Genomic DNA, 20,900 nt, shown 5'->3' with positions numbered 1-20,900 from the left:
AGGCTTCGAAGGCATGCCAAACGGCAGGCCTGCCATATCAGGCCCAACGTCGCCGTCGGTCAGCCGGCGCTGGTGCGCGCCAGGCCGTCCTTGGCCGGCTGGTAGGTGGGATTAAGACGCACTGCCTCGCGGTAGGATTTCGCCGCCTTGGCCTTGTCGCCGCGCCGCTCGTAGATCAGCGCCTGGTTGGACCAGGCCTCGGCATTCTTGCCGTCGAGCTTGATCGCCATGTTGATGTCGGCGAAGGCATTATCCTCGTCGTTCATGGCGAGGTAGGAGAGGCCGCGGCCATTGTAGGGTTCGGCGGCGTCCGGCGCCAGCGAGATGGCGGTCGAGAAATCCTCGATGGCGAAAGCGTGCTGGCCCTGGCTCTGATAGATCAGGCCGCGATTGTGGTAGGCGCGCGCATCGGTCGTGTCGAGCTGGATCGCCTTCTGGAAATCGTTGAACGCTTCCTGGGTGCGGCCGGCTTTGCGGTAGAGATTGCCGCGGCCGATATAGGCGGCGTCATAGTCGGGATTGATCTGGATCGAGCGGTTGTAGTCGGTAAGCGCGGCTGCCTGGTCGCCGAGGAAGCGCTGGATGAGAGCACGGTTCGAATAGGCCTGGTAGAAATTCGGATTGAGCTGGATGGCGGTGTTGAAGTCCTTGAGCGCCGCCTGATACTGGCCGCCGCGACCATAGGCCGAGCCACGCACATTGTAGCCTTCCGGATCCTGGGGACTGCGCTGGATAACGGCCGACAGCGAGGAGATGTTCTCGGCCGACCCTTGTGCCTTGTCGATGTTGGTGAATTCGCCGGTCGGGGCTGTCTGGCAGCCGGCGAGCGCCAGCCCGGAAAGCAAGGTTGCCGTCAGTGCAAAGCCGCGCAATGCGGTTCTGCGCTCCACGCTTATTGCGTTCATGTCTGCTCTGTCCTCACTGCCCGCCGCGCCGTCAGGTCTGTTCCCCCTCCGAACCGGCCTCGCGAACCGGCCTCTCCGAATCGAGGAATTCAAAATAAAAAGGTGGCGGCGATTACGCATCGCGCCACCTTGGATATCCTTCGAAAAGGACGAAAAATTGGCGTCAGAACCGCGGCGGACGCGGAGCGCCGGCGCCAGCAGCACCACCAGCCGCCACCGGGCGCGGCGTCATCGGCAGCAGGCCTTCGCGCTGGGCGCGCTTGCGGGCCAGCTTGCGGGCGCGACGAACGGCTTCCGCCTTTTCGCGGGCGCGCTTCTCGGACGGCTTCTCGTAATGTCCGCGCATCTTCATTTCGCGGAAGATGCCTTCGCGCTGCATCTTTTTCTTGAGCGCGCGAAGCGCCTGGTCAACATTGTTGTCGCGGACGAGTACCTGCACGGGCAATCCTGTCTTTCGTGTTTGATATCAACAGGCAAGCGGCCATAGCCACTAGCCTCCGCAGCGATTTACACCACGAATTGTGGCGGCTGATAGCAGAATCATGCCGCTCTGTCCACTGCCGAAACGAAAAACCCGCCTCGGCGGCGGGTCGTCGGCGCAAATCAGCACCATGCCAAAATACCTAGCATAACTGCCGTCAAAAAGCAAGAATCGCGACCTCGGGCGGTGTGTCGGCCTTCTCGATAGGGGTCCCTGTCGCGCGGATGAGCGATCGTTGGCATTTCTCCGCCACCGATAAATTTCTGCTGCCTCAATCCGACAAAAACGGCCCGCCTGGCTTTATCGATGAAGGAACCAACTTCGCTCCCCGGTGGTTGTTGCGGCGACGCAAGCAGAGGAGAAAACCGATGTCAGACACCCGTGAATGGCTTATCCAGTGGCTCAGGGACGCGCATGCGATGGAGGAGCAGGCCGAAACCATGCTGAATGGACAGCTGAGCCGGCTGGAGAGCTATCCCGAGCTCAGTAAGCGCATCAGCCAGCACGTCGACGAGACGAAGGGGCAGGCCGCACGCCTCAGAACTTGCCTGGAAAGTTTGGACGAGGATACATCCACGCTGAAGGACGCCGGCGGCAAGCTGATGGCGGCGGCGCAGTCCCTGAGCGGCGTCTTCGCAGGGGACGAGGTGATGAAAGGCTCACTCGCGAGCTACACTTTCGAGCATATGGAGATTGCCTCCTACAGGATCCGCCGAATCTCTTGGCGAAACAGAGGTCGCCCGCGTCTGCGAGCAAAACCTGCGGGAAGAGGAGGCGATGGCCGAGTGGCTGAAAAACAACCTGCCCGCGACCACGGAGCAGTTCCTGGCTCGCACGGCGTCGGACAGCGACGATGCCAAGCGGTGAGGACAGCAGGCCGTCGGGCAAAGTGAAGCCATCTTCGGTGTGGCGGGCTTACAGCTATGCCTGGATTACCCTCGGCTTCTTCATCATCTCGCTTGTCGGCCACTGGGTTTTCGGCTGGTTCGCCTATCTTGACGAGCAGCGAGCGCTTGGCCAACCGCCCGAGTTCGGCGGCTATCTGATCGAGATGAGCCGCGACACGCTCGAAAACTGGCAATCGGAATTCCTGCAACTGCTTTGGCAGGTCGGTGGCCTGGCGTTCCTGCTCTTCGTCGGCTCGCCGCAATCGAAGGAGGGTACCGACCGGATGGAGGCCAAGATCGACGCGCTTCTCACCCTGGTCGATCCGCAGAAAGGCCAGGAGGCAATTCGCGAGTTGGACCTGCAGTATGACGGCCGGCATACCGACGAGCCGCACGCCCACCGGAACTAAAGCTGGGGGCTGGAAATTTGGCCCGGAGCCGATCATCGCTCCGGGTTTTCTTCAACGACGCAACCAGATCGCTATGACGCCGTGGCCAAATGAAGCCGCTCGAAATCCTCGAAGAACTCACCGTAGTCGCAGGTTATTTCCTCGCCCGCCGCTATGTCGCGGATCGCGGTTGCCCCGCCATGCTGCGAAAAGTCCGTGTTCGGCCGTTCGGCGTGGTTCATAAAGCGGCCATTGTCGACTTCATAGACCATGAATCCGGGCCGGTCCGGACTTGGATAGGCATATCTGTCGAGCAATTCCTGGAGGTGCGGCGGCGCCGCCTCATATTTTTCCATCGGGATCAGGCGGTCGAAGTCCGGATCGAGCTGCCAGATCGACGTCCCTTTCCGGACCGGCTCGGCGGCAAAGACGCCGACGCCTTCGATTGCGCTCGCGGCGATGTAGGTCCTGATCAGCAGCATGTTTTAGGCCCGTCTTCGAACAGCAGTGTCCGAAGAAATCGCCAAATCGCGCTGGAAAGCAAGACCGCCTTTGCGACATTGCGGCTCGCTCGCCCACGCGGGAAATGCCTCACGTCCGGTTGATCGAGACACCGCCGTCTGCGAACAGCGCAGTTCCGGTGGTGAAGCTCGACGCATCCGATGCCAGGTAGAGCGCCGAGCGGGCGATCTCATCCGGCTGCGCCATTCGTTTCAGGGCGTGAAGGCCTTCGACGAAAGCCCGGGCCTCGGGTGTGGTCGTCGTCGCGCCCGGCGTGTCGGTGCCGCCGGGCAGCAGCGCGTTGACGCGCAACCCTTGTGCTCCGTATTCGGCCGCCAGAACCTGCGTCAAACCGATCAGCCCGGCCTTGGCCGCAGCGTAAGCGGCCATGCCCGGCATGCCGGCGGTGCGACCGACGAAGCTGGAGGTGAAGATCAGCGAGCCGCCGCCGCGTTCCAGCAGCGCCGGCACCTGGTATTTTGCACCGATAAAGGCGCCGGTCAGATTGATGTCGATGGTCTCGTGCCACATCTTCAGCGACATGTCGGGAACCGGTCCCATCTGGCCGACGGAGCCAGCGTTGTTGAAGGCGATGTCGAGACCGCCGAACCTGTCCACCGCAAGATCCACAAGGGCATTGGCATAGGCTTCGTCTCGGACATCGCCAGCAAGGGCGATCGCGGTGCCGTCGGCTTCCTCGATTTCAGCGACGAGCGCGTCCAGCTCTGCCTGGCGACGGGCAGCGACGACCACCTTGGCGCCTGCCTCGGCAAAGAGTTTTGCCGTGGCGCGGCCGATGCCGGAACTGGCGCCGGTGACGATGGCGACCTTGTTGGTGAGTGCGAACATTTTTTTGCATCCTTTTTTCGCGCCAGCTTGGCCGGCAATCGGGGTGTTGATCGCAGGTCGAGGCGGCGCGAGCCACCCGATACCTGCGAAGGTGCCCGGATGCATCGTCGTTCGGCCCGCCGCTTCGGACCGGTCTTTTTTGTCGCGGCGCAAAACGGCAAGCGCCGTCGCAAACAGCGCAAGGCTGGCAGCGCTGTTTCGCTAGTGATACACCTCGCGCGCCGGCGCTCGATTGGATGCCCGGCCGCTATCTGCGAGGCTGGAACGTTGAAGAAATACTCGGTATTCGCCATCGCCCGTGAGGCCATGCGCGGCCACAAGGGCTGGGAGGAACAGTGGTCCTCGCCAGAGCCGAAGAAGGAGTACGACGTCATCATCGTCGGCGCCGGCGGCCATGGCCTGGCCACCGCCTACTACCTCGCCACGGTGCACGGCATCACCAATGTCGCGGTGCTGGAAAAGGGCTGGCTCGGCGGCGGCAATACCGGCCGCAACACCACCATCATCCGCTCCAACTATCTCTATGACGAGAGCGCCGGCATCTACGACCATGCGCTGAAGCTGTGGGACGGGCTCAGCCAGGAACTCAACTACAACGTCATGTATTCGCCACGCGGCGTCATGATGCTGGCGCATAATGTCCACGACATCCAGGTGCTGAAGCGCCATGTCCACGCCAACCGGCTGAACGGCATCGACAATGAGTGGCTGACGCCGGAAGCGGCGAAGGAATTCTGCCCGCCGCTCAACATTTCGCGCGATGCCCGCTATCCGGTGATGGGCGCGACGCTGCAGCGTCGCGGCGGCACCGCCCGTCACGATGCCGTTGCCTGGGGCTATGCGCGCGGCGCTTCGGCGCGCGGCGTCCACATCATCCAGAATTGCGAGGTCACCGGCGTCAAGCGGGCGCCGAACGGTGCGGTCATGGGTGTCGAGACGACGCGCGGTTTCATCGGCGCCAGGAAGGTCGGCGTCGTTGCCGCCGGCCATTCGTCCGTCATCATGAACATGGCCGGCGTGCGCATGCCGCTGGAAAGCTATCCGCTGCAGGCGCTGGTGTCGGAGCCGGTCAAGCCGGTATTCCCCTGCGTGGTGATGTCGAACACCGTGCATGCCTATATCTCGCAGTCCGACAAGGGCGAGCTGGTCATCGGCGCCGGCACCGACCAGTATATTTCCTATTCGCAGACCGGCGGCCTGCACATCCTGCAGCACACGCTCGACGCCATCTGCGAGATGTTCCCGATGTTCACCCGCATGAAGATGCTGCGTTCGTGGGGCGGCATCGTCGACGTGACGCCCGACCGCTCGCCGATCCTGGCCAAGACGCCGGTGCCCGGTCTCTATGTCAATTGCGGCTGGGGCACGGGCGGCTTCAAGGCAACGCCCGGATCGGGCCATGTCTTTGCCCACACCATCGCCAGGGACGATCCGCATCCGATCAATGCGCCTTTCACCATCGAGCGCTTCCGCACCGGTCGCCTGATCGACGAGGCGGCTGCGGCGGCGGTGGCGCACTGATGATGGCCGAGATGGCTGTCGCCATGCCGCTGATGCTCGCGGGAGAGCAAGGCCTGTTTCATTTTCCGTCGCCGGACGAGGTGCGCGTGCAGCCGATCAGTCGCGCCGAAAACGAGGCGGAATGGCCGTTTGCTGTCGATGACGGCGTTCTGGCCTGCGTCTGGAGCGGCGGGCAAAGAATCGTTTCCTTCTTTGAAGGCCGGCCATCCGATCTGGACGAGGACGAGCCATTCGAGCCGCGCGGCCTCATCGTCACCACCGATCCGATCCAGCTCACTATCGGCAACATGGCGAACCGCGCGCTTTTTCGCCCCGCGGCAAGCATCGAGGAGCGCATCCGGCTCGTCGCTCCTTTCGTGACGTTGGGCCAGAGGCTTTGCGATCAACCTGCCGGCGCTCGCGTCGGCCACGGCGAATTGTAGGAACAATCATGCTTCTCATCCGCTGCCCCTATTGCGAGGAAGAGCGTCCGGAACTCGAATTCCGCAACGCCGGCGAGGCGCATATTGCACGTTCGTCAGATATGGCCGCGACAAGCGATGACGACTTCGAAAAGTTCTTCTTCATCCGCTCGAATCCCAAAGGCATCATCTATGAGCGCTGGCGGCACATGCATGGCTGCGCGCGGTTCTTCAATGCCGTGCGCGATACCGTCAGCGACAGGTTCCTGATGACCTACAAGGCCGGCGAGCCGAAGCCCGCGAAGCTGCCGGGAGCCTCCAAATGATCGCAGCGTTCCGCATTCCCGGCGCTGGGCGCCTCAAGCAGGCAGAGACGGCCAGCTTCAGCTTCGACGGCCGGCCCTATGCCGGTGTCGAGGGCGATACGCTGGCCTCGGCGCTGCTTGCCAACGGCGTCCATCTGGTCGGCCGTTCGTTCAAATACCACCGGCCGCGCGGCTTCCTGTCCGCCGGGGCGGAAGAGCCCAACGCGCTGGTTGAAGTCAAGCGCGACGCAGCGCGCAAGACGCCGAATGTCCGCGCCACCGTGCAGGAGCTCTATGACGGGCTGACGGCACAGTCGCAGAACCGCTGGCCGTCGCTTTCCTTCGACGTCAGCGCGGTCGGCGACATCGCCTCGCCGCTGCTTTCGGCGGGCTTCTACTACAAGACCTTCATGTGGCCGAAGTCCGCCTGGAAGAACCTCTACGAGCCCAAGATCAGGGCTGCGGCCGGCCTCGGCGTCGCCCCCGACCAGCCGGATCCCGACCACTATTCGGCGCGCTATGCCCATTGCGACGTGCTGGTGGTGGGCGGTGGCGCTGCCGGCATCGCCGCCGCACTTGCCGCGGCCGAAACCGGCGTGCGCGTCATCCTTGCCGACGAACAGGCGGATTTCGGCGGCAGCCTTCGTTTCGAGAGTGGCGCCAGGATCGACGGCCAGGATGGTTTTGCCTGGGCGCAAGGTGCAGTCGCCAAGCTCAAGGCCATGGACAATGTCCGCGTGCTGTCCCGCACGACGGCCTTCGGCTATTACGCGCAGAATTTCGTCGGGCTGGTCGAGCGCGTCAGCGATCATCTGCAGAGCCCCGGCCGCGACCTGCCGCGCGAGCGGCTGTGGCAGGTCCGCGCCAGCCGCGTGGTGCTGGCAACCGGCGCCATCGAGCGGCACATGGTGTTTGCCGACAACGACCGGCCCGGCATCATGCTGGCGTCGGCGGCGCGGACCTATCTCAACCATTACGGCGTCGCGGTCGGCAGGAATGTCGGCGTCTATACGGCCAATGATTCCGCCTATGCGGCGGCGATCGACCTGAAGAAGGCCGGCGTCGGCGTGGCGGCCATCGTAGATCTGCGCGACAACCCGACCGGACCGGTGATCGATGAGGCGAGGGCGCTCGGCATCGAGGTCAATTTCGGCCGTGCGGTGATCCGCGCCGGCGGCAAATTGCGCGTCTCATCGATGACCGTGCAGCCGAAGAATGGCGGTGGCGAGCGCACCATCCCGGTCGACGCGATCCTGATGTCGGCCGGCTGGACGCCGTCGGTGCATCTGTTCTCGCAGTCGCGCGGCAAGGTTGCCTTCAACGACGAGACCAAGCGCTTCGTGCCCGGCGCCTATGCGCAGGACTGCGTCTCCGTCGGCGCCTGCAACGGCACGGACGGGCTGTCGGCGACGATCGACGAGGCCTATGCGGCGGGCGCCAAGGCGGCCAAGGATGCGGGCGTCAAGAATGCCGGCGCCGACACCGTCAAGGGAGCCAAGCCGAAGGTCGACGCCAGCGAGAGCTGGTCGCGCGGCATGCTGGGTGCGGCGCCCGGCGCCGGTGCGGACACGACGGTAAAGGCCTTCGTCGATTTCCAGAACGACGTCACCGCCAAGGACATCCGCCAGGCGGTGCATGAAGGCATGCGCTCGATCGAGCACGTCAAGCGCTTCACCACCAACGGCATGGCGACCGACCAGGGCAAGACCTCCAACATGCACGGCCTGGCCATCGCAGCCGAGACGCTGGGCAAGCCGATCCCGCAAGTCGGCCTGACGACGTTCCGCGCGCCCTACACGCCGGTCACCTTCGGCTCGATCGTCGGACACGCGCGGGGTCCGCTCTTCGACCCGACCCGCAAGACGGCGATTCATCCCTGGGCCGAGCGCCAAGGTGCCGTGTTCGAGGATGTTGGCCAATGGAAGCGCGCCTGGTATTTTCCCAAAGCGGGCGAAGACATGCATGCCGCCGTCGATCGCGAGTGTGTCACCGTGCGCAAGACCGCCGGCCTGTTCGATGCCTCGACGCTGGGCAAGATCGAGGTGGTCGGGCCGGATGCGGCCAAGTTCATGGAACTGCTCTACACCAATCCGTGGGAGAAGTTGGAGCCCGGCCGCTGCCGCTATGGCATCATGCTGCGCGAGGACGGCTTCATCTATGACGACGGTGTCGTTGGAAGACTGGCGCCGGACCGTTTCCATGTGACGACGACGACGGGCGGCGCGCCGCGGGTGATGAACCATATGGAGGATTACCTCCAGACCGAGTTCCCGCATCTCAACGTCTGGCTGACCTCGATCACCGAGCAGTGGGCGGTGATCGCCGTGCAGGGACCGAAGTCTCGGGACATCATCGCGCCGCTGGTCGAAGGCATCGACATGTCGGACGACGCGCTGCCGCATATGTCGGTGCGCGAAGGCAAGATCTGCGGCGTGCCGACGAGGCTGTTCCGCATGTCGTTCACCGGCGAGCGCGGTTTCGAGGTCAACGTGCCGGCCGACCACGGCCAGGCCGTCTGGGAAGCGCTGTGGGCCGAGGGCCAGAAGCATGGCGCCTGCGCTTACGGCACCGAGGCGATGCACGTGCTGCGCGCCGAAAAAGGCTACATCATCGTCGGCCAGGACACCGACGGCACGGTGACGCCTGGCGATGCCGGTCTCGACTGGGCGGTCGGCAAGAAGAAGACCGATTTCGTCGGTATCAGGGGCATGGCGCGGCCGGATCTTGTCGCCAAGGGCCGCAAGCAGCTTGTCGGCCTGAAGACCAAGGACCCCAAGGTGGTGCTGGAAGAAGGCGCGCAGATCGTCGGCGATCCGAAGCAGGCGATCCCGATGACCATGATCGGCCATGTCACCTCCAGCTATTGGTCGCAAAATTGCGGCCGCTCGATCGCCCTGGCTCTGTTTGCCGGAGGCCGTGATCGGATGGGCGAGACGCTTTACGTGCCGATGCCAAACGGGACGATCGAGGTGGAGGTCACCGGCATGGTGTTCTTCGACGAGAAGGGGGAGCGCCTCAATGGCTAAGGCCGCCGCGAAGAAAACTGCCGCCACTGCGCCATCGGTCGAACGCCGCCCGGCGCTCGCCGGCCAGGAATTTTCCGCCACCGGCGTCACGCTTGCTGTGTTGCCGCCGGCGGAGCGCATTTCGCTGCGCGCGCCGGAGGCCTCGGTCGCGGCGCTTTCGAAGGCGCTCGGCGTGACCCTGCCGCGAAAGCCCAAAACCTCGGCGGCAAAGGCCGGGCGCACTGCATTGTGGCTAGGGCCGGACGAATGGCTGGTCATCGACGAGGCGGCAAAAGATCCGCTCGCCGACTGTGCCAAGTTGACAGTGCTGCATTCGGCGGTCGGCATCTCGCATCGCAACGTCGCCATATCGGTCACCGGCCCGGCAGCCGCGGCAACAATCAATTCAGGCTGCCCGCAGGATCTGTCGCCTGACGCCTTTCCGGTAGGCGCGGCGTCGCGCACTATTCTCGGCAAGGTCGAGATCATGCTGTTGCGCACCGCGGCCGATGCGTTCCGGGTCGAATGCTGGCGTTCCTTCTCCGATTATGTCTTTACTTTCCTGTCGGAGGCGGCAGGCGACGCAGCGGCTTAGGAACATTCGCTGCGCTCGACCGTTTGCCGGAGCAAGTCGAGGGAGAATGTCGATGCCGTCGAAATCCGCGCCGAATCCACCGGTCCAGAAGACGTCGGCCGTGCGCTCTCTCGAACACGAGAAGCACGAAGAATCAAACATTGAAGAGGAGCTCGAGGAAGGTCTCGAGGACACGTTTCCTGCCAGCGATCCGGTGTCGATCACCGGGACTTCGATTTCCGGCGCTCCCGCAAGGCCCGGCAAGGCCAAGATCGTGGCCGGAATGAAGAAGCGCAGGAAATAGCTTCCATCAGGCTCCAGCGGAGCCGGGCTGAAATGGCCACGAAAACGGGCGGTTAGGATTTCCTGCCGCCTATTTGTTTTGAACCTCAGAATGTGCTGGGCACGATCCACGGATCGATGTCGATGCCAAGCCGCGGGCCCTTGCTTTCAGTGGAGCCATCGCGAGTGGCCGAGCCTGCCTTTTCCACCGATCCGGTCGCGCCGCAATCGAGCTTGATGTTGGTGTCGGCGCAGGCGGCTGGCGCCTGCTTGCCGGGCTGACTCTGGCCGGCGAGGGCCGCACCCGACAATGCCAGGACGGCCGCGAGGGTGAGGATTGTCTTTTTCATCGTCTATCTCCGGTTCAACCGCTGAATCTTTTCCGTACATGTACGGTATGACGTACATATACGCCCGACAATCGTGGGGTTCAAGCGAGAAGTCGTACATGTACGAAAGATTTTATTTGAATGTTAGGAATCACACTGCGCCGGCGCGCGCCGAGTTGCGCACGCGGCGCCGTTCACCCGTGCCTTACGAGATATTCAGGTCTTCGAAACCGAAGGAACCCTTCAGCAATTGGCCGGTGTTTCGGTCAGCGGCGGCACGTCCTGCGTGGCCAGCCCGGCAAGCGTGAAGTCGCACATCCGCTTCACGAAAGCCTGCTGATCGCCGAACGGATAAAATGGAAAGGTGATCAGCAGCGAGATCGTGCCGTGGCCGACCGCCCACAGCATGGTGGCGATGGCGCGTGGGTCGCCCTTGAGCCTGCCGGCGGCAACGCAGGCCTCGACTCTGCTGATGAGCACCTTCATCAACGGGTTGCCCTCTTGCATCTCGGCGAAGGTCCTACCTTCCGGCGGTCTGGTCTTTTCCGTCATGAACACCGTGCGGTATTCGTTGGGATTGCCGAGGCCGAAGGCCGCGTATTCGGTCATGATCACCTGCAGCGCCTCGATCGGATCGTCGGCCGGGTGATCCTCGATACGCTTGGCCAGAGTCTCGAAGGCATCCTCGGCCAGCGCGAACAATATGTCCTGCTTGTCGGCGAAATAGGAATAGACCGACATTGGCGCATAGCCGACGCGCTTGGCCAGCTTGCGGATGGTGAGGCCTTCATAGCCTTCCTCCTGCACGAGCTTGTGCGCCGCATCGACAAGCTCGGAGCGCAGTTCGGCCTTTTGTTTCTCGCGGCGTGTCTGGACGCTGAGCTGCAATTTGCCTGCCTTTATCCGTTGGCGGTTGGCTAAATTATATACGCTGTACGGAAACCGACAAGGCGCTGTCAAAACCAGCTTGAGCGTTCCGACATGCCCGTTTTCTTCTCACGTGAGGTGTTACCCTGGCCCAGACGGGCAACATCGGGCCGTTACAACCGACCGTTCGCGGCTCTGCAAAAATTTCCGTTTTGGGGAGGCCAACATGGCCACGACTGAGCTTTCGTCCGGCGTGTCGGACGTGGATCCACTTTCTCATGGCGCCAGGCTGGCACTCAGGCGAGTCGTCATGGTTGCACGGTTGGCGACCGCACTCGGCTTCGCCATGGAGGCCCTTATTCTGGCTGGCAGATTTGCAGCAGGCTCCCACCCGGCTACCACCCAGGTCCTGATCGAATTGGCGCAAGGCGTGACATGGGCGTTCTTCGTCTGCGCCGGCGTCAGCCTCGGCACGGCGCTCGCCAAGGTGCGAGCCTCGCTCGGCGGCTTGATCAGCGCGATCTCGGCGCCACTGGCGATGGGCATCGCCAAGGGGACGCAAAAGGTCATGGTAAGTGCGCTCGATGCGGCCGCAAAGCCGGCCATCCTCTCGCTCACGACGTTGGGAGTGCTGCGGGCGATCGAATACGGCCTGCTCGGCTGGATACTGGCCTCGATGGCGTCGAAGGAAGAACCCCGTCCGCTCCATTTCGCGCTGGCAGGCGCCTTGGTAGGCGCGGTGTTCGGCGGCGGAATCACGGTGCTGACGATCGAGACGGCCGCGGCGAAGGACGTTGTCCTCGCACTGCCGCAGGCTATCGCAACCGGCCTCAACGAGATCGTGTTTCCGATCGGTTGCTCACTGGTCGTCTACATCGCCCTGCAGATCGGCCGGCACATGAAGTTCATCTCCAGCGACGCTCGCTGAGCCGTCTATGCCGCTTCTGGCTGGCGCTCTATCAGTGTCAGCGTCAGCCAGCGGGCGGTCAGGGCCGGCTTTTTCGAACCCTCGATCTCGATGGTCACGTCATGCGCCGTCTGCACCCAGCCCGACGGCCTGACCTTGACGTCGGCCAGCACGAAACGGGTGCGGATGCGCGCGCCGGTCTTCACCGGCGCCAGGAAGCGCAGCGAATCGAAGCCATGATTGACGCCCATCTTGCTGTTTTCGAGCGGCGGCATGGTCTCGAAGGTCATCGCCGACAGCAACGAAAGCGACAGGAAGCCGTGCGCGATGGTGCCGCCGAACGGCGTCTCGCGCTTGGCCCGCTCCGGATCGCAGTGGATGAACTGGTGGTCGTCGGTGGCATCGGCAAACTGGTCGATCATGCGCTGCGAGACCACCCGCCACGGCGACACGCCGACTTCCTTGCCGACGCTGGCCAGAAGCACATCGAGACTGATCGGTTCCACGCTGATGTCCTCCATTTCAACCGTCCGGAGCGCGAGCGGCTTCATTCCTTGAACAGTGTCAGCCCATGCTGCACCGACTGCCCGCCATCGATCGGCAGGACGGCGCCGGTGACATAGCTGCCGGCACGGCTGCACAAATAGAGCGTTGCGCCGGCAATGTCATCCGGCGCGCCGATGCGACGAAGCGGAACATGGCCGCCGACATGGTTGGCCTGTTCCTCGGTCGCGGTGGCGAAGGCGGTCATCCGGCTCTGAAAGGGCCCGGGGGCGAAGGCGTTGACGGTAATGCGACGGGCGGCGAACTCGATCGCAAGCGTGCGCGTCAGATGGTGAACCGCAGCCTTGGAGGCAGAGTAGGAATAAGCGTCGTCGGCCAGCGGCTGCGTGCCCATCACCGAACCCAGATTGATCACCCGGGCAGGATCGGCATCGCTGGCGGCGGCGTCGAGCAGCGGCAGAAGCTCGCGCGTCAGATGGAAGACGGCGGTGACGTTGACCCCGAACACCCTGGCCCAGGCATGGTAGGGGAAGCTTTCCAGCGGCGCGCCCCAGGAAACGCCGGCATTGTTGATCAGGATATTCAGCCGCTCCGTCCGTGCCTTGACCTCGGCGACCAGCGCCGCGATGCCGGCCTCGCTGGAGACATCGCCGGCAAAGCCCTCGGCCCGGCCGGAGCCGCCGAGGCCGTTCAATTCGCCGGCAACGCTGATGCAATCCTCGCCCTTGCGCGAGGCGATCATCACGGTGGCGCCAGCCCTGACCAAAGCGGTCGCCGCCATGCGGCCGATGCCGGTCGCAGCCCCGGTCACCAGCGCGGTTTTTCCGGCGACAGAAAACAGCTCGTCCAGATAGCTCATTGTAGGGTCTCCGCGCCTTTGCTTCGCGGCCCCGGGGGACGGCGTCGCGTTGACAAGACTATTCGAACTACGATCATCCTTGTCACGGGTAAAGGGCCAGAGCCGAGGCGATGGAGTGCGTGCCGGCTGAACTGGTCAAGCCCAACGGCAAGGTGGAGGCGATCCAGGAAAGCGTGGAAGTTCCGCAGGCATAGTCCTAGACTATGATGCTGAAGGCCACATCGTCGGGATGGAGGTGCTGGATACCCGAGAACACCTTCGCGGCGATGCTGAAGGCGGCCTGACCCGATCCTACTCCGCCGGCTCGACATTGGTGTAGGCGGCTTCCTCGAGCTCGCGCTTCAGCCGTGATGCTTCTTCCACCTTCGGCGTGACGAAGCGGCCGAGCAAGAGATAGGCGACCGGGGTCAGGAACAGCGTCGAGACGGTGGCCAGGCCCAACCCGCCGACGATCACCCAGCCGAGCGCGATGCGCGCCTCGGCGCCGGCGCCGCTCGCCAGCACCAACGGCACGCCGCCGAGCACGGTGCAGATCATCGTCATCATCACCGGCCGCAGCCGGATGGTGGAGGCCTGCTCGATCGCCTCGCGCACGCCAAGCCCGCGGTCGCGCAACTGATTGGCGAACTCGACGATCAGGATGCCGTTCTTGGCCATCACGCCGACCAGCAGCACTAGGCCGATCTGGCTGTAGGCGTTGAGGCTGGTGCCGCTGAGCAAAAGGGCAAAGATCGCGCAGGCGAGGCCGAGCGGCACTGTCGCCATGATGATGACCGCGCTGACGAAGCTCTCGAACTGGGCGGCGAGCACCAAAAGGATGATGACCAGCGAGAAACCGAAGATGGTGATCATGGCACTGTTGGTTTCGCCCAGCGTCGCCGCCTCGGCCAAGGGGACGATGCGGCTGCCCGGCGGCAGGAGCGGCGTGGCGATTGCCTCGGCGCGGGTGAGCGCCTGGCCGAGCGCGAAATCGCCGCTGAGGTTGGAGGTGATCGCCACCGACGGCTGTTGCTGCTCGCGGGTCAGCGAAGGCGGCACGGCGCGCTCGGTCAGCGTGGCAATGGTCGACATCGGCACGAAGCGGCCGTCGGCCGTCTTCAGGAAGATATTCTCCAGGTCGGTTGGATCGTTGATCGGGTTGGTCGTCGAGACGAGCTTCACCCCGTAGCTGCGGTCGGCGATATAGACGTCGACGACATCATTGCCGTCGAGCATGGCCTGGAAAGTGTCGGCAAGCCCGGTGATGTCGATGCCGAGGTCCGAAGCGCGCTCGCGTTCGATGGCCACGGAAAGCTGGGGTTGCGTCGGGTCGACGGAGAGCCGGGGCGACTGGAAGCGGGGATCCTTCTGCATCTCGGCGATGATCTTCACCGCAGCGTCGCCGAGCGCCGCGCGGTTGTTGCCGACCAGCGCGAACTGCAGGCCGTTGCCAGCGCCGCGAATGCCGAGGCTGTTGGGCTGCATCGGAAAGACGCGCACGCTCGGCACCTGCCGGGTGAGCCGGCTGATGTCGGCCATGATCTGCTGCTGGCTGCGCGTGCGCTCGTCCCAAGGCGCCAGCGTCATGACCATGAAGCCGGCATTGTAGGCGCCGTTCCGGCCGGCGCTCTCGAACGTGTTGCGGATTTCGCCGGAATCGCGCAGCGGCTGGATCAGTTTTTCGATCTTCTCCATCTGCTGCGTCGTGTAGTCGAGGCTGACCCCTTGCGGTGCGTCGACGCGCATGAGCACGACGGCTCGGTCCTCGGTCGGCGTCAGTTCCTGGCGGATCGTGCCAAACAGCGTGAAGGCGGTGGCTGCAAACAGCAGCGCGACCAGAAGCACGATCCACGGCGCGTCGAGGCAGAGGCGCAGGCAGCGCCGGTAGAGCATGTTCAGCGCGCCGCCGATGCGGGCGCCGATGCCGCTGCCGCCTTCGTGGTGAAGCGGCGCGGCCGACAGCATGCGTGAGGCAAGCATCGGACAAAGGGTCAGCGCCACGACGGCGGACAGAAGCACCGATATGGCGAGAACGAAGCCGAATTCGCGGAACAGGCCGCCGGTCTGCCCCGGCAGGAAGGAGATCGGCACGAAGACGGCGACCAGCGTCAGCGTGGTGGCGATGACGGCGAAGAACACTTCCTGGGCGCCGAGCACGGCTGCGGCGCGTGGTCCCATGCCTTGGTTGCGTCGTCGCACGATGTTTTCCAGAACAACGATGGCGTCGTCGACGACCAAGCCCGTCGCCAGCACAAGGGCGAGCAGCGTCAGTATGTTGACCGAGAAGCCGGCGAGATAGATGGCGGCGATCGTCCCGATCATGGCGACCGGCATAGCCAGCCCCGGAATGAGCGTCGCGCGCCAGTCGAGGAGAAACACGTAGATGACGATCAGCACGATGGAGACGGACAGGCCGAGGGCGATCTCGACCTCATGCACCGCGCCGTTGACGAAGACCGCATCGTCGCTGGTGACCTTGATCGACATGCCCTGAGGCAAATCTGCCTGCAGTTTGTCGACGGCGGCCCTGACGCCGGTCGAAATATCCAGCGTGTTCGATTCCGCCTGGCGGATAATGCCGAGACCGATGCCGGTCTTGCCGTTCGAACGCAATGTGGTCTGGCCGATGTCGGGACCAATCGTGACGGTGGCGACGTCGCGGATGCGAGTCGTGCCGCCGATGATGATGTTTTCGAACTCCTCCGGCGTGGTCACGTCCGCCGTCGTGCGCACGATGAGGTCCTGGTTGGTCGTAGTGATCGAGCCGGCCGGCGAATCGAAAGCGACCGAGGCCAGCGCTGCCCTCAGGTCGGCGACGGTGAAGCCCAGGCTGGCGAGCTTGTTCTGGTCGACATCGATGCGAAAGATCTTGTCGCGGTCGCCATAGACCTGGACGTCGGCGACGCCGGGCACGGCGGCAAGCTCGTCCTCGATCTGGTCTTGGACCAGCACTGTCATGTCCTGCACCGACATGGTGTCGGAGGTGACCGCCAGCCGCATCACCGGCTCGGAATTGGCATCGGCCTTGACGATGCGCGGCGCATCCGCCGTGTCCGGCATCTGGTCGGCGACGCGGCCGACGCCATCGCGCACATCGGAGGCGGCGACGTCGAGGTCGACGCCGTCGTTGAATTCGATGGTGACGCGGCTCGTGCCGAAGGACGAGGTGGACGAGATCGACTTCACACCGGAGACGCGGGCGACCGCGCCCTCAATCACGTCGGTCAATTCGCGGTCGACGGTCTCGGCCGCCGCGCCTTCAAAGGTCGTGTTAACGGTGACGACGGCGCGATCGACATCCGGCAGCTCGCGGATTTCGACGCCGTAAAAGGCGGCAAGGCCGGCGACCGCGATCAGTGTGTTCAAGACGAACGCCATCACCGGCCTGCGGATGAATAGCGCGGTAAAGCCTGTGTCGCTGGCGGCGTTGTTGGAAGCGGTCATCAGCCGTCAGCGTCCGCGGCGCGCTGTTCTTCGCCGGCGATGGCGACCTCGCCGCCTTCGCTGACGCTCTGGGTGCCTTCGGTCACCACCATGTCGCCGCTGACGATCGGGGCGTCGATCAGCACGGTCTCGGTGTTGCGCTGGATGATGCGGACGGCCACCCGCTTGGCCTTGCCGTGCGCGATGGCCCAGACATAGGCACCATCAGAGCCCCACTGGATCGCCAGCGGGCTGACCGCCGGATAGCTGTCGCCGGGGAACTTCATGGCGATCCGGAAGGACATGCCGGCACGCAGCGAATCGGCCGGATTGGCGATCTTTGCCTTGACCAGAAGGGTGCGGCTGGCTTCGTCGATGTGGTTGTCGATGGCGGCAACCGTTCCGGTATAGGCCTTGTTGGGGTTGGCGATCGGCGTCGCCGACAATTGTGCGCCGACCTTGACGGCGGCGGCGAAGCGCTCCGGCACCCAGAATTCGACCAGTATGCTGGAGCGGTCGTCGAGGGTGGCGACCGCCGACTGGCTGGTCACATAGTTGCCGGCTGATATCGGCAGGATGCCGACGACGCCGGCGATCGGCGCGACGATCGAACGGCGCTGCGAGGCCAGTTCCGCATCGCGAAGCGCCAGCTTGGCATTGGCCAGCACCACTTCGGCATCGGCAACGGCGACCGCCGTCGCGGCGTTGGATGCGCGCAGCGATTTGACCCGGACGAGCTTGGCCTGCGCGTCCTGCAAAGCAAGCTTGGCGCGGTCCTGTGCGATCACCTCGGTGTCGGAATCGAGGGTGGCAATGACCTGCCCCTTTTCGACATGGGCGCCAGACTCGACCACGAATTCAACGAGGCGGCCGGAACTGTAGGGATTGACCGTCACCGAGGCGTTGGCGCGGCCGGTGCCGATTGCCTGCAGGCGATCGTTGATGATGGCCGCGGCCGCCGGCAACGCGACGATGGTCACCCTCTGGCCGGCGGCGTTGCCGCTGCCTGCTTGCCCGGCCTTATCGACGGCGCCCGTTGGTGGCGTTGCGGCATAAGCCCAGTCGATGCCCCAGCGCGCCAGCACATCCGGCGCGCCTGGAAAAAAGCGAACCCAGGCGGCCGCGGCCGCGACGAGGATCACAAGTGCAAAAACGATCTGTTTCCAGGTGGCCATCGGCGCTCCGGTTGGCAAATATACCGTCTACGGCTCCCAAGGTGAAGTAGACGCGACGGCACACTCCGACACGCAGGATGACTCGTCGATATCAAAGCTTTATGGCAATTCTCCCACTCGCTTGCACATTAAATCGGTGTAACCTTGATAAGGGCTACGCTTGGGTCAAATTGGATCGGCCGGCTGCCGCCGGCTTCAGATGTGGCTCCCTTTGCTATCAATCTTCTTCAAGTCGAGCCGCGGAATGAGAAAGTCCAAGAATGCTTTAACCTTGGGGGGCTGAACGCCGCCGCCTGGCTGGATCGCATAGAGGGTCGGCTCGGGCCCTGCCCACTCGGGCAGGACACGGACCAGTCTTCCAGCGGCAACGTCCGACTTGACGCGCACATGGTTGGTCATGAACAGGCCAACTCCTTCCAGCAGGAACCCGTGAAGGGCCTCTGGATCGCTGGCGACGGCCACTGCTCGTACTTTGAACTGGGACCGCTCGCCGCCGCTCGATAGGGGCCATTCTACCGCCGGACGATTGAAATAGAACTCTGTCAACAGACAGGCATGTTCCGCCAGCTCCGAAGGATGCTGTGGCATTCCTGCACGTTCCAGGTAGGCCGGGGCTCCATAGATGCCCATCGGCAATGCGCCGAGCCGCCGAGCCGTGAGCGTGGAATCGGGCAGGGTGCCTTCCTGGAGCCGGAAAGCGATGTCGATGTCCTTGGCGACGAGATCGACGACCTCGTGCCCAAGCAGCAATTGCGGGAACGCCTCTGGATAGAAGCGGCGAAACTCGGTGAGCAGCGGCGCGAGGACGCGCGTTGTCAGCCAGTACGGGGGCTGTAATCCGAAGCCACCCGCGCGGATGTTGCTGCAACTCCGCCACTGCGTTCTCCGCATCCTCCAGATTCTTCACCACTCGCTCGCAGTGCTGGAAATAAACCGCTCCCGCTTCAGTCAGCTTAAGGCTGCGCGTTGTCCGATTGAGCAGTTGTGTGTGCAGTCTGGATTCCAGCTCCTGCACCTTCCGGCTGACCCGTGTCTTCGGCACCTTGAGCACGCGTGCCGCCGCTGTGAAGCTCCCTTCCTGCACCACCTTTACGAAAGCGACCGTATCGCTGAAGTCGCGAAGCATATGGGGCCTCCAGCAAATTCGGATTGTCTCTCATTTTTAGACATTGATGTCCGAATCCGCTCGATAAACAAGCGACATCCTTTCAGGGTAGATCATGATTGTCCTATCAACAGCAAAGTCCAACTGGAGAACTACCATGATCAAATCCCTAGCGATCGCCGTCGGCGCACTGACGCTTTCGGCAACTGCTGCCGACGCACAGAGCGCGCCGCTCCGCAACATCGTTCTCGTCCACGGCGCGTTTGCCGACGGAGCTGGATGGCGAGGCGTCTACGACCAACTGACAAGCCGTGGCTATAAAGTCTCGATCGTCCAGAATCCGCTTACGTCGTTGGAAGACGACGTTGCCGCAACGCGTCGCGTTCTCGCCCGGCAGGACGGGCCAGCCATTCTCGTTGGCCATTCCTACGGTGGCACCGTGATTACAGAAGCCGGCGACACTGCCAATGTTGCGGGCCTCGTCTATGTCGCCGCTTTCGCTCCAGAGGTCGGACAATCAACGCTGGACCAATATGCCGAGGTCCCCCCGCCGCCGAACTTTCAGCCCGACGTGCAGCCCGACGGCTTCGCGTTCCTGAAGTCTGAGACGTTCAAGGACGGCTTTGCTGGGGACACCAACAATTCCGACGCCGCATTCCTGCGCGACTCCCAGGTGCCGATCGCTATGAGGGCGCTTGAGGCCAAGGTGACGACGACGGCATGGAAGACCAAGCCGAGCTGGTACGTTGTCGCGACTGAGGACGGCGCTATTGCGCCGGAATTGCTTCGGAGCACCGCCGATCGTATTGGGGCGGTCACGACCGAGGTCAAAGGCAGCCATGTGGTGTTCCTTACCCAGCCAGAGGCTGTAGCCGACGTGATCGAACAGGCTGCCAAGGGTGTGGTGCTGGGCGATACCGCGGTGGCACCGAACTGACATCGCCCAACCGTAGCTCTGAGCCACGGCCAAGAGCGCAAGCGGAAAACGCGCAAGATGCTAGTGCATCCCCGGGGGCGTCATCGACGCTCCCGGCATATGACAGGAAGGTCGGATTAGGACCCGGTCGAGTCGTCGCTTTTGGTGCTCTTTGAGACGCGGCAGCGCTAGAGCGGCGGAGTTTCAAACCGACTCGTACCGCTGCTCTATTGTGAGCGTCGGACTTCTCAAAGCCGGTGCTCACCCCCGGGCCCGAGGGCAGGCTTCTGGTGCGAGCCGCTGAACTCAGTCCGATCCCGCCTGCCGGTCGTCGAGCGAGATGTCTGGAGGACTTGTTGAGGGCCTCAAGTCTGTTGCGCTGCGACGCCCGCTCGGCGGTCCCGTTCTTCGCTGATGGAACCAGCAGCCGGGACGAATGGTTCCAGCCGTTCGGCCGCGCCGCCATGCAGATCCGCCGAAACCGTCGGGCTCCAGTCCCCGTTTGCCATGAATACGCGTTGCAGACCGGGCACGGGGCGCGTGATCCTTGAAGTTTCCTGTTTTGTTCCCATATAGAAGGACAGGATTGGAGACGGTTCCGCCGCATGGGGACAGGCCAGCCCCTGGCTTTGCGCGGCTAACAGTTCTCCGCAAAAAAGATTGAAATGGTTGTTGACAGTTTGGACGGGCGCCGACTATATACGCCTCACCAACGAGGGCGGCGCGCCGCTGGCGA

The 20,900-nt window shown here is 63.6% G+C and carries 20 protein-coding genes and 3 pseudogenes; 11 read left to right on the top strand and 12 right to left on the bottom strand.

The genetic code is table 11. The annotated features are described in order from the left end of the window. Nucleotides 1-59: 59 nt before the first annotated feature. Nucleotides 60-905 (bottom strand): tetratricopeptide repeat protein, encoded by an 846-nt coding sequence (locus CIT25_RS28290; RefSeq protein WP_095488506.1) that lies wholly within the window; start codon nt 903-905, stop codon nt 60-62. 163 nt (nt 906-1,068) lie between these two features. Beyond that, nucleotides 1,069-1,344, bottom strand: coding sequence for a 30S ribosomal protein S21 (rpsU, locus tag CIT25_RS28285; protein WP_095488505.1), 276 nt, complete (start codon nt 1,342-1,344; stop codon nt 1,069-1,071). Nucleotides 1,345-1,754: 410 nt separating this feature from the next. On the opposite strand from rpsU, the pseudogene CIT25_RS28280 reads away from it, so the two are divergent. After that, nucleotides 1,755-2,253 (top strand): annotated as a pseudogene (locus CIT25_RS28280) (ferritin-like domain-containing protein). After that, nucleotides 2,240-2,683, top strand: a complete 444-nt coding sequence (locus CIT25_RS28275) for a DUF6766 family protein (protein ID WP_095488504.1) — start codon at nt 2,240-2,242, stop codon at nt 2,681-2,683. Before CIT25_RS28280 ends, CIT25_RS28275 begins: the two are co-directional and overlap by 14 nt. Before the next feature lie 71 nt (nt 2,684-2,754). Here the strand turns inward: CIT25_RS28275 and CIT25_RS28270 are convergent, their stop codons facing one another. Together CIT25_RS28270 and CIT25_RS28265 are read right to left on the bottom strand one after the other, a co-directional pair. Continuing rightward, nucleotides 2,755-3,144, bottom strand: coding sequence for an SET domain-containing protein (locus tag CIT25_RS28270; protein WP_095488503.1), 390 nt, complete (start codon nt 3,142-3,144; stop codon nt 2,755-2,757). A gap of 109 nt (nt 3,145-3,253) precedes the next feature. Further along, complete coding sequence (locus tag CIT25_RS28265) at nt 3,254-4,012, bottom strand: SDR family oxidoreductase (protein WP_095488557.1); 759 nt, start codon at nt 4,010-4,012, stop codon at nt 3,254-3,256. A 267-nt stretch (nt 4,013-4,279) separates the two neighbouring features. Here CIT25_RS28265 and CIT25_RS28260 point away from each other — a divergent pair, with 267 nt between their 5' ends. From CIT25_RS28260 to CIT25_RS28235, 6 genes are read left to right on the top strand one after another with little or no spacing between them, the layout of a single operon-like run. Then, complete coding sequence (locus tag CIT25_RS28260) at nt 4,280-5,533, top strand: sarcosine oxidase subunit beta (RefSeq protein ID WP_095488502.1); 1,254 nt, start codon at nt 4,280-4,282, stop codon at nt 5,531-5,533. Beyond that, nucleotides 5,533-5,955, top strand: coding sequence for a hypothetical protein (locus tag CIT25_RS28255; RefSeq protein WP_095488501.1), 423 nt, complete (start codon nt 5,533-5,535; stop codon nt 5,953-5,955). Before CIT25_RS28260 ends, CIT25_RS28255 begins: the two co-directional genes overlap by 1 nt. 8 nt (nt 5,956-5,963) lie before the next feature. Then, a complete protein-coding gene (locus tag CIT25_RS28250) occupies nt 5,964-6,260 on the top strand; it encodes a sarcosine oxidase subunit delta (protein ID WP_095488500.1) in 297 nt (98 codons plus the stop codon). After that, nucleotides 6,257-9,265, top strand: coding sequence for a sarcosine oxidase subunit alpha (locus CIT25_RS28245; protein ID WP_095488499.1), 3,009 nt, complete (start codon nt 6,257-6,259; stop codon nt 9,263-9,265). The genes CIT25_RS28250 and CIT25_RS28245 overlap by 4 nt, the downstream gene beginning before the upstream one ends. Continuing rightward, on the top strand, nt 9,258-9,839 hold the full coding sequence (locus CIT25_RS28240; protein WP_095488498.1) for a sarcosine oxidase subunit gamma: 582 nt from the start codon (nt 9,258-9,260) through the stop codon (nt 9,837-9,839). The genes CIT25_RS28245 and CIT25_RS28240 overlap by 8 nt, the downstream gene beginning before the upstream one ends. A 52-nt stretch (nt 9,840-9,891) precedes the next feature. After that, nucleotides 9,892-10,122, top strand: a complete 231-nt coding sequence (locus CIT25_RS28235) for a hypothetical protein (protein WP_095488556.1) — start codon at nt 9,892-9,894, stop codon at nt 10,120-10,122. A gap of 85 nt (nt 10,123-10,207) precedes the next feature. On the opposite strand, the gene CIT25_RS28230 is transcribed toward CIT25_RS28235, so the two are convergent. Further along, on the bottom strand, nt 10,208-10,450 hold the full coding sequence (locus CIT25_RS28230; protein ID WP_095488497.1) for a DUF680 domain-containing protein: 243 nt from the start codon (nt 10,448-10,450) through the stop codon (nt 10,208-10,210). Nucleotides 10,451-10,672: 222 nt separating this feature from the next. Further along, the gene (locus CIT25_RS28225) at nt 10,673-11,317 is read right to left on the bottom strand and encodes a TetR/AcrR family transcriptional regulator (protein WP_095488496.1); all 645 of its coding nucleotides are present in this window, start codon (nt 11,315-11,317) and stop codon (nt 10,673-10,675) included. Between the two features lie 205 nt (nt 11,318-11,522). Here CIT25_RS28225 and CIT25_RS28220 point away from each other — a divergent pair, with 205 nt between their 5' ends. Then, nucleotides 11,523-12,224 carry a hypothetical protein gene (locus CIT25_RS28220; RefSeq protein ID WP_095488495.1) on the top strand — a complete coding sequence of 234 codons (702 nt, stop codon included), beginning with the start codon at nt 11,523-11,525 and terminating at the stop codon, nt 12,222-12,224. A gap of 5 nt (nt 12,225-12,229) precedes the next feature. Here the strand turns inward: CIT25_RS28220 and CIT25_RS28215 are convergent, their stop codons facing one another. Both CIT25_RS28215 and CIT25_RS28210 read right to left on the bottom strand, forming a co-directional pair. After that, nucleotides 12,230-12,724 (bottom strand): MaoC family dehydratase, encoded by a 495-nt coding sequence (locus CIT25_RS28215; RefSeq protein ID WP_029348059.1) that lies wholly within the window; start codon nt 12,722-12,724, stop codon nt 12,230-12,232. Between the two features lie 26 nt (nt 12,725-12,750). Next, nucleotides 12,751-13,566 (bottom strand): SDR family oxidoreductase, encoded by an 816-nt coding sequence (locus tag CIT25_RS28210; protein ID WP_095488494.1) that lies wholly within the window; start codon nt 13,564-13,566, stop codon nt 12,751-12,753. Between the two features lie 187 nt (nt 13,567-13,753). Between CIT25_RS28210 and CIT25_RS38325 the strand changes: the two are divergent. Further along, a pseudogene (locus CIT25_RS38325) lies at nt 13,754-13,885 on the top strand (DUF2283 domain-containing protein); the annotation flags it as partial. Here CIT25_RS38325 and CIT25_RS28200 read toward each other — a convergent pair. From CIT25_RS28200 to CIT25_RS37775, 4 genes and pseudogenes are all read right to left on the bottom strand, one after another. Next, the gene (locus tag CIT25_RS28200) at nt 13,858-16,989 is read right to left on the bottom strand and encodes an efflux RND transporter permease subunit (RefSeq protein WP_095488492.1); all 3,132 of its coding nucleotides are present in this window, start codon (nt 16,987-16,989) and stop codon (nt 13,858-13,860) included. The pseudogene CIT25_RS38325 and the gene CIT25_RS28200 overlap by 28 nt on opposite strands. Further along, nucleotides 16,989-18,143, bottom strand: a complete 1,155-nt coding sequence (locus tag CIT25_RS28195) for an efflux RND transporter periplasmic adaptor subunit (protein ID WP_095488491.1) — start codon at nt 18,141-18,143, stop codon at nt 16,989-16,991. The genes CIT25_RS28200 and CIT25_RS28195 overlap by 1 nt, the downstream gene beginning before the upstream one ends. 195 nt (nt 18,144-18,338) lie before the next feature. Next, nucleotides 18,339-19,034, bottom strand: coding sequence for a substrate binding domain-containing protein (locus tag CIT25_RS28190; RefSeq protein WP_245330021.1), 696 nt, complete (start codon nt 19,032-19,034; stop codon nt 18,339-18,341). Between the two features lie 106 nt (nt 19,035-19,140). Then, a pseudogene (locus CIT25_RS37775) lies at nt 19,141-19,269 on the bottom strand (LysR family transcriptional regulator); the annotation flags it as partial. Nucleotides 19,270-19,405: 136 nt separating this feature from the next. Between CIT25_RS37775 and CIT25_RS28185 the strand changes: the two are divergent. Then, nucleotides 19,406-20,185, top strand: coding sequence for an alpha/beta fold hydrolase (locus CIT25_RS28185; protein WP_095488490.1), 780 nt, complete (start codon nt 19,406-19,408; stop codon nt 20,183-20,185). Nucleotides 20,186-20,900 lie beyond the last annotated feature (715 nt).

This window comes from Mesorhizobium mediterraneum, from assembly GCF_002284565.1.
GTDB lineage: Bacteria > Pseudomonadota > Alphaproteobacteria > Rhizobiales > Rhizobiaceae > Mesorhizobium > Mesorhizobium mediterraneum.
Note: the sequence above shows the minus strand (reverse complement) of the source record. Positions and strands in the feature narration are given on the sequence as shown.

Excerpts from the sequence above, each read along its gene's own strand:
- CIT25_RS28235 (WP_095488556.1), top strand. The coding sequence starts at position 9,892 with ATGCCGTCGAAATCCGCGCCGAATCCACCGGTCCAGAAGACGTCGGCC.
- CIT25_RS28185 (WP_095488490.1), top strand. The coding sequence starts at position 19,406 with ATGATCAAATCCCTAGCGATCGCCGTCGGCGCACTGACGCTTTCGGCA.
- CIT25_RS28265 (WP_095488557.1), bottom strand. The coding sequence starts at position 4,012 with ATGTTCGCACTCACCAACAAGGTCGCCATCGTCACCGGCGCCAGTTCC.
- CIT25_RS28195 (WP_095488491.1), bottom strand. The coding sequence starts at position 18,143 with ATGGCCACCTGGAAACAGATCGTTTTTGCACTTGTGATCCTCGTCGCG.
- CIT25_RS28200 (WP_095488492.1), bottom strand. The coding sequence starts at position 16,989 with ATGACCGCTTCCAACAACGCCGCCAGCGACACAGGCTTTACCGCGCTA.
- CIT25_RS28290 (WP_095488506.1), bottom strand. The coding sequence starts at position 905 with ATGAACGCAATAAGCGTGGAGCGCAGAACCGCATTGCGCGGCTTTGCA.
- CIT25_RS28210 (WP_095488494.1), bottom strand. The coding sequence starts at position 13,566 with ATGAGCTATCTGGACGAGCTGTTTTCTGTCGCCGGAAAAACCGCGCTG.
- CIT25_RS28230 (WP_095488497.1), bottom strand. The coding sequence starts at position 10,450 with ATGAAAAAGACAATCCTCACCCTCGCGGCCGTCCTGGCATTGTCGGGT.
- CIT25_RS28190 (WP_245330021.1), bottom strand. The coding sequence starts at position 19,034 with ATGCGGAGAACGCAGTGGCGGAGTTGCAGCAACATCCGCGCGGGTGGC.
- CIT25_RS28240 (WP_095488498.1), top strand. The coding sequence starts at position 9,258 with ATGGCTAAGGCCGCCGCGAAGAAAACTGCCGCCACTGCGCCATCGGTC.
- CIT25_RS28270 (WP_095488503.1), bottom strand. The coding sequence starts at position 3,144 with ATGCTGCTGATCAGGACCTACATCGCCGCGAGCGCAATCGAAGGCGTC.
- CIT25_RS28220 (WP_095488495.1), top strand. The coding sequence starts at position 11,523 with ATGGCCACGACTGAGCTTTCGTCCGGCGTGTCGGACGTGGATCCACTT.
- CIT25_RS28250 (WP_095488500.1), top strand. The coding sequence starts at position 5,964 with ATGCTTCTCATCCGCTGCCCCTATTGCGAGGAAGAGCGTCCGGAACTC.
- CIT25_RS28215 (WP_029348059.1), bottom strand. The coding sequence starts at position 12,724 with ATGGAGGACATCAGCGTGGAACCGATCAGTCTCGATGTGCTTCTGGCC.
- CIT25_RS28275 (WP_095488504.1), top strand. The coding sequence starts at position 2,240 with ATGCCAAGCGGTGAGGACAGCAGGCCGTCGGGCAAAGTGAAGCCATCT.
- CIT25_RS28255 (WP_095488501.1), top strand. The coding sequence starts at position 5,533 with ATGATGGCCGAGATGGCTGTCGCCATGCCGCTGATGCTCGCGGGAGAG.
- CIT25_RS28245 (WP_095488499.1), top strand. The coding sequence starts at position 6,257 with ATGATCGCAGCGTTCCGCATTCCCGGCGCTGGGCGCCTCAAGCAGGCA.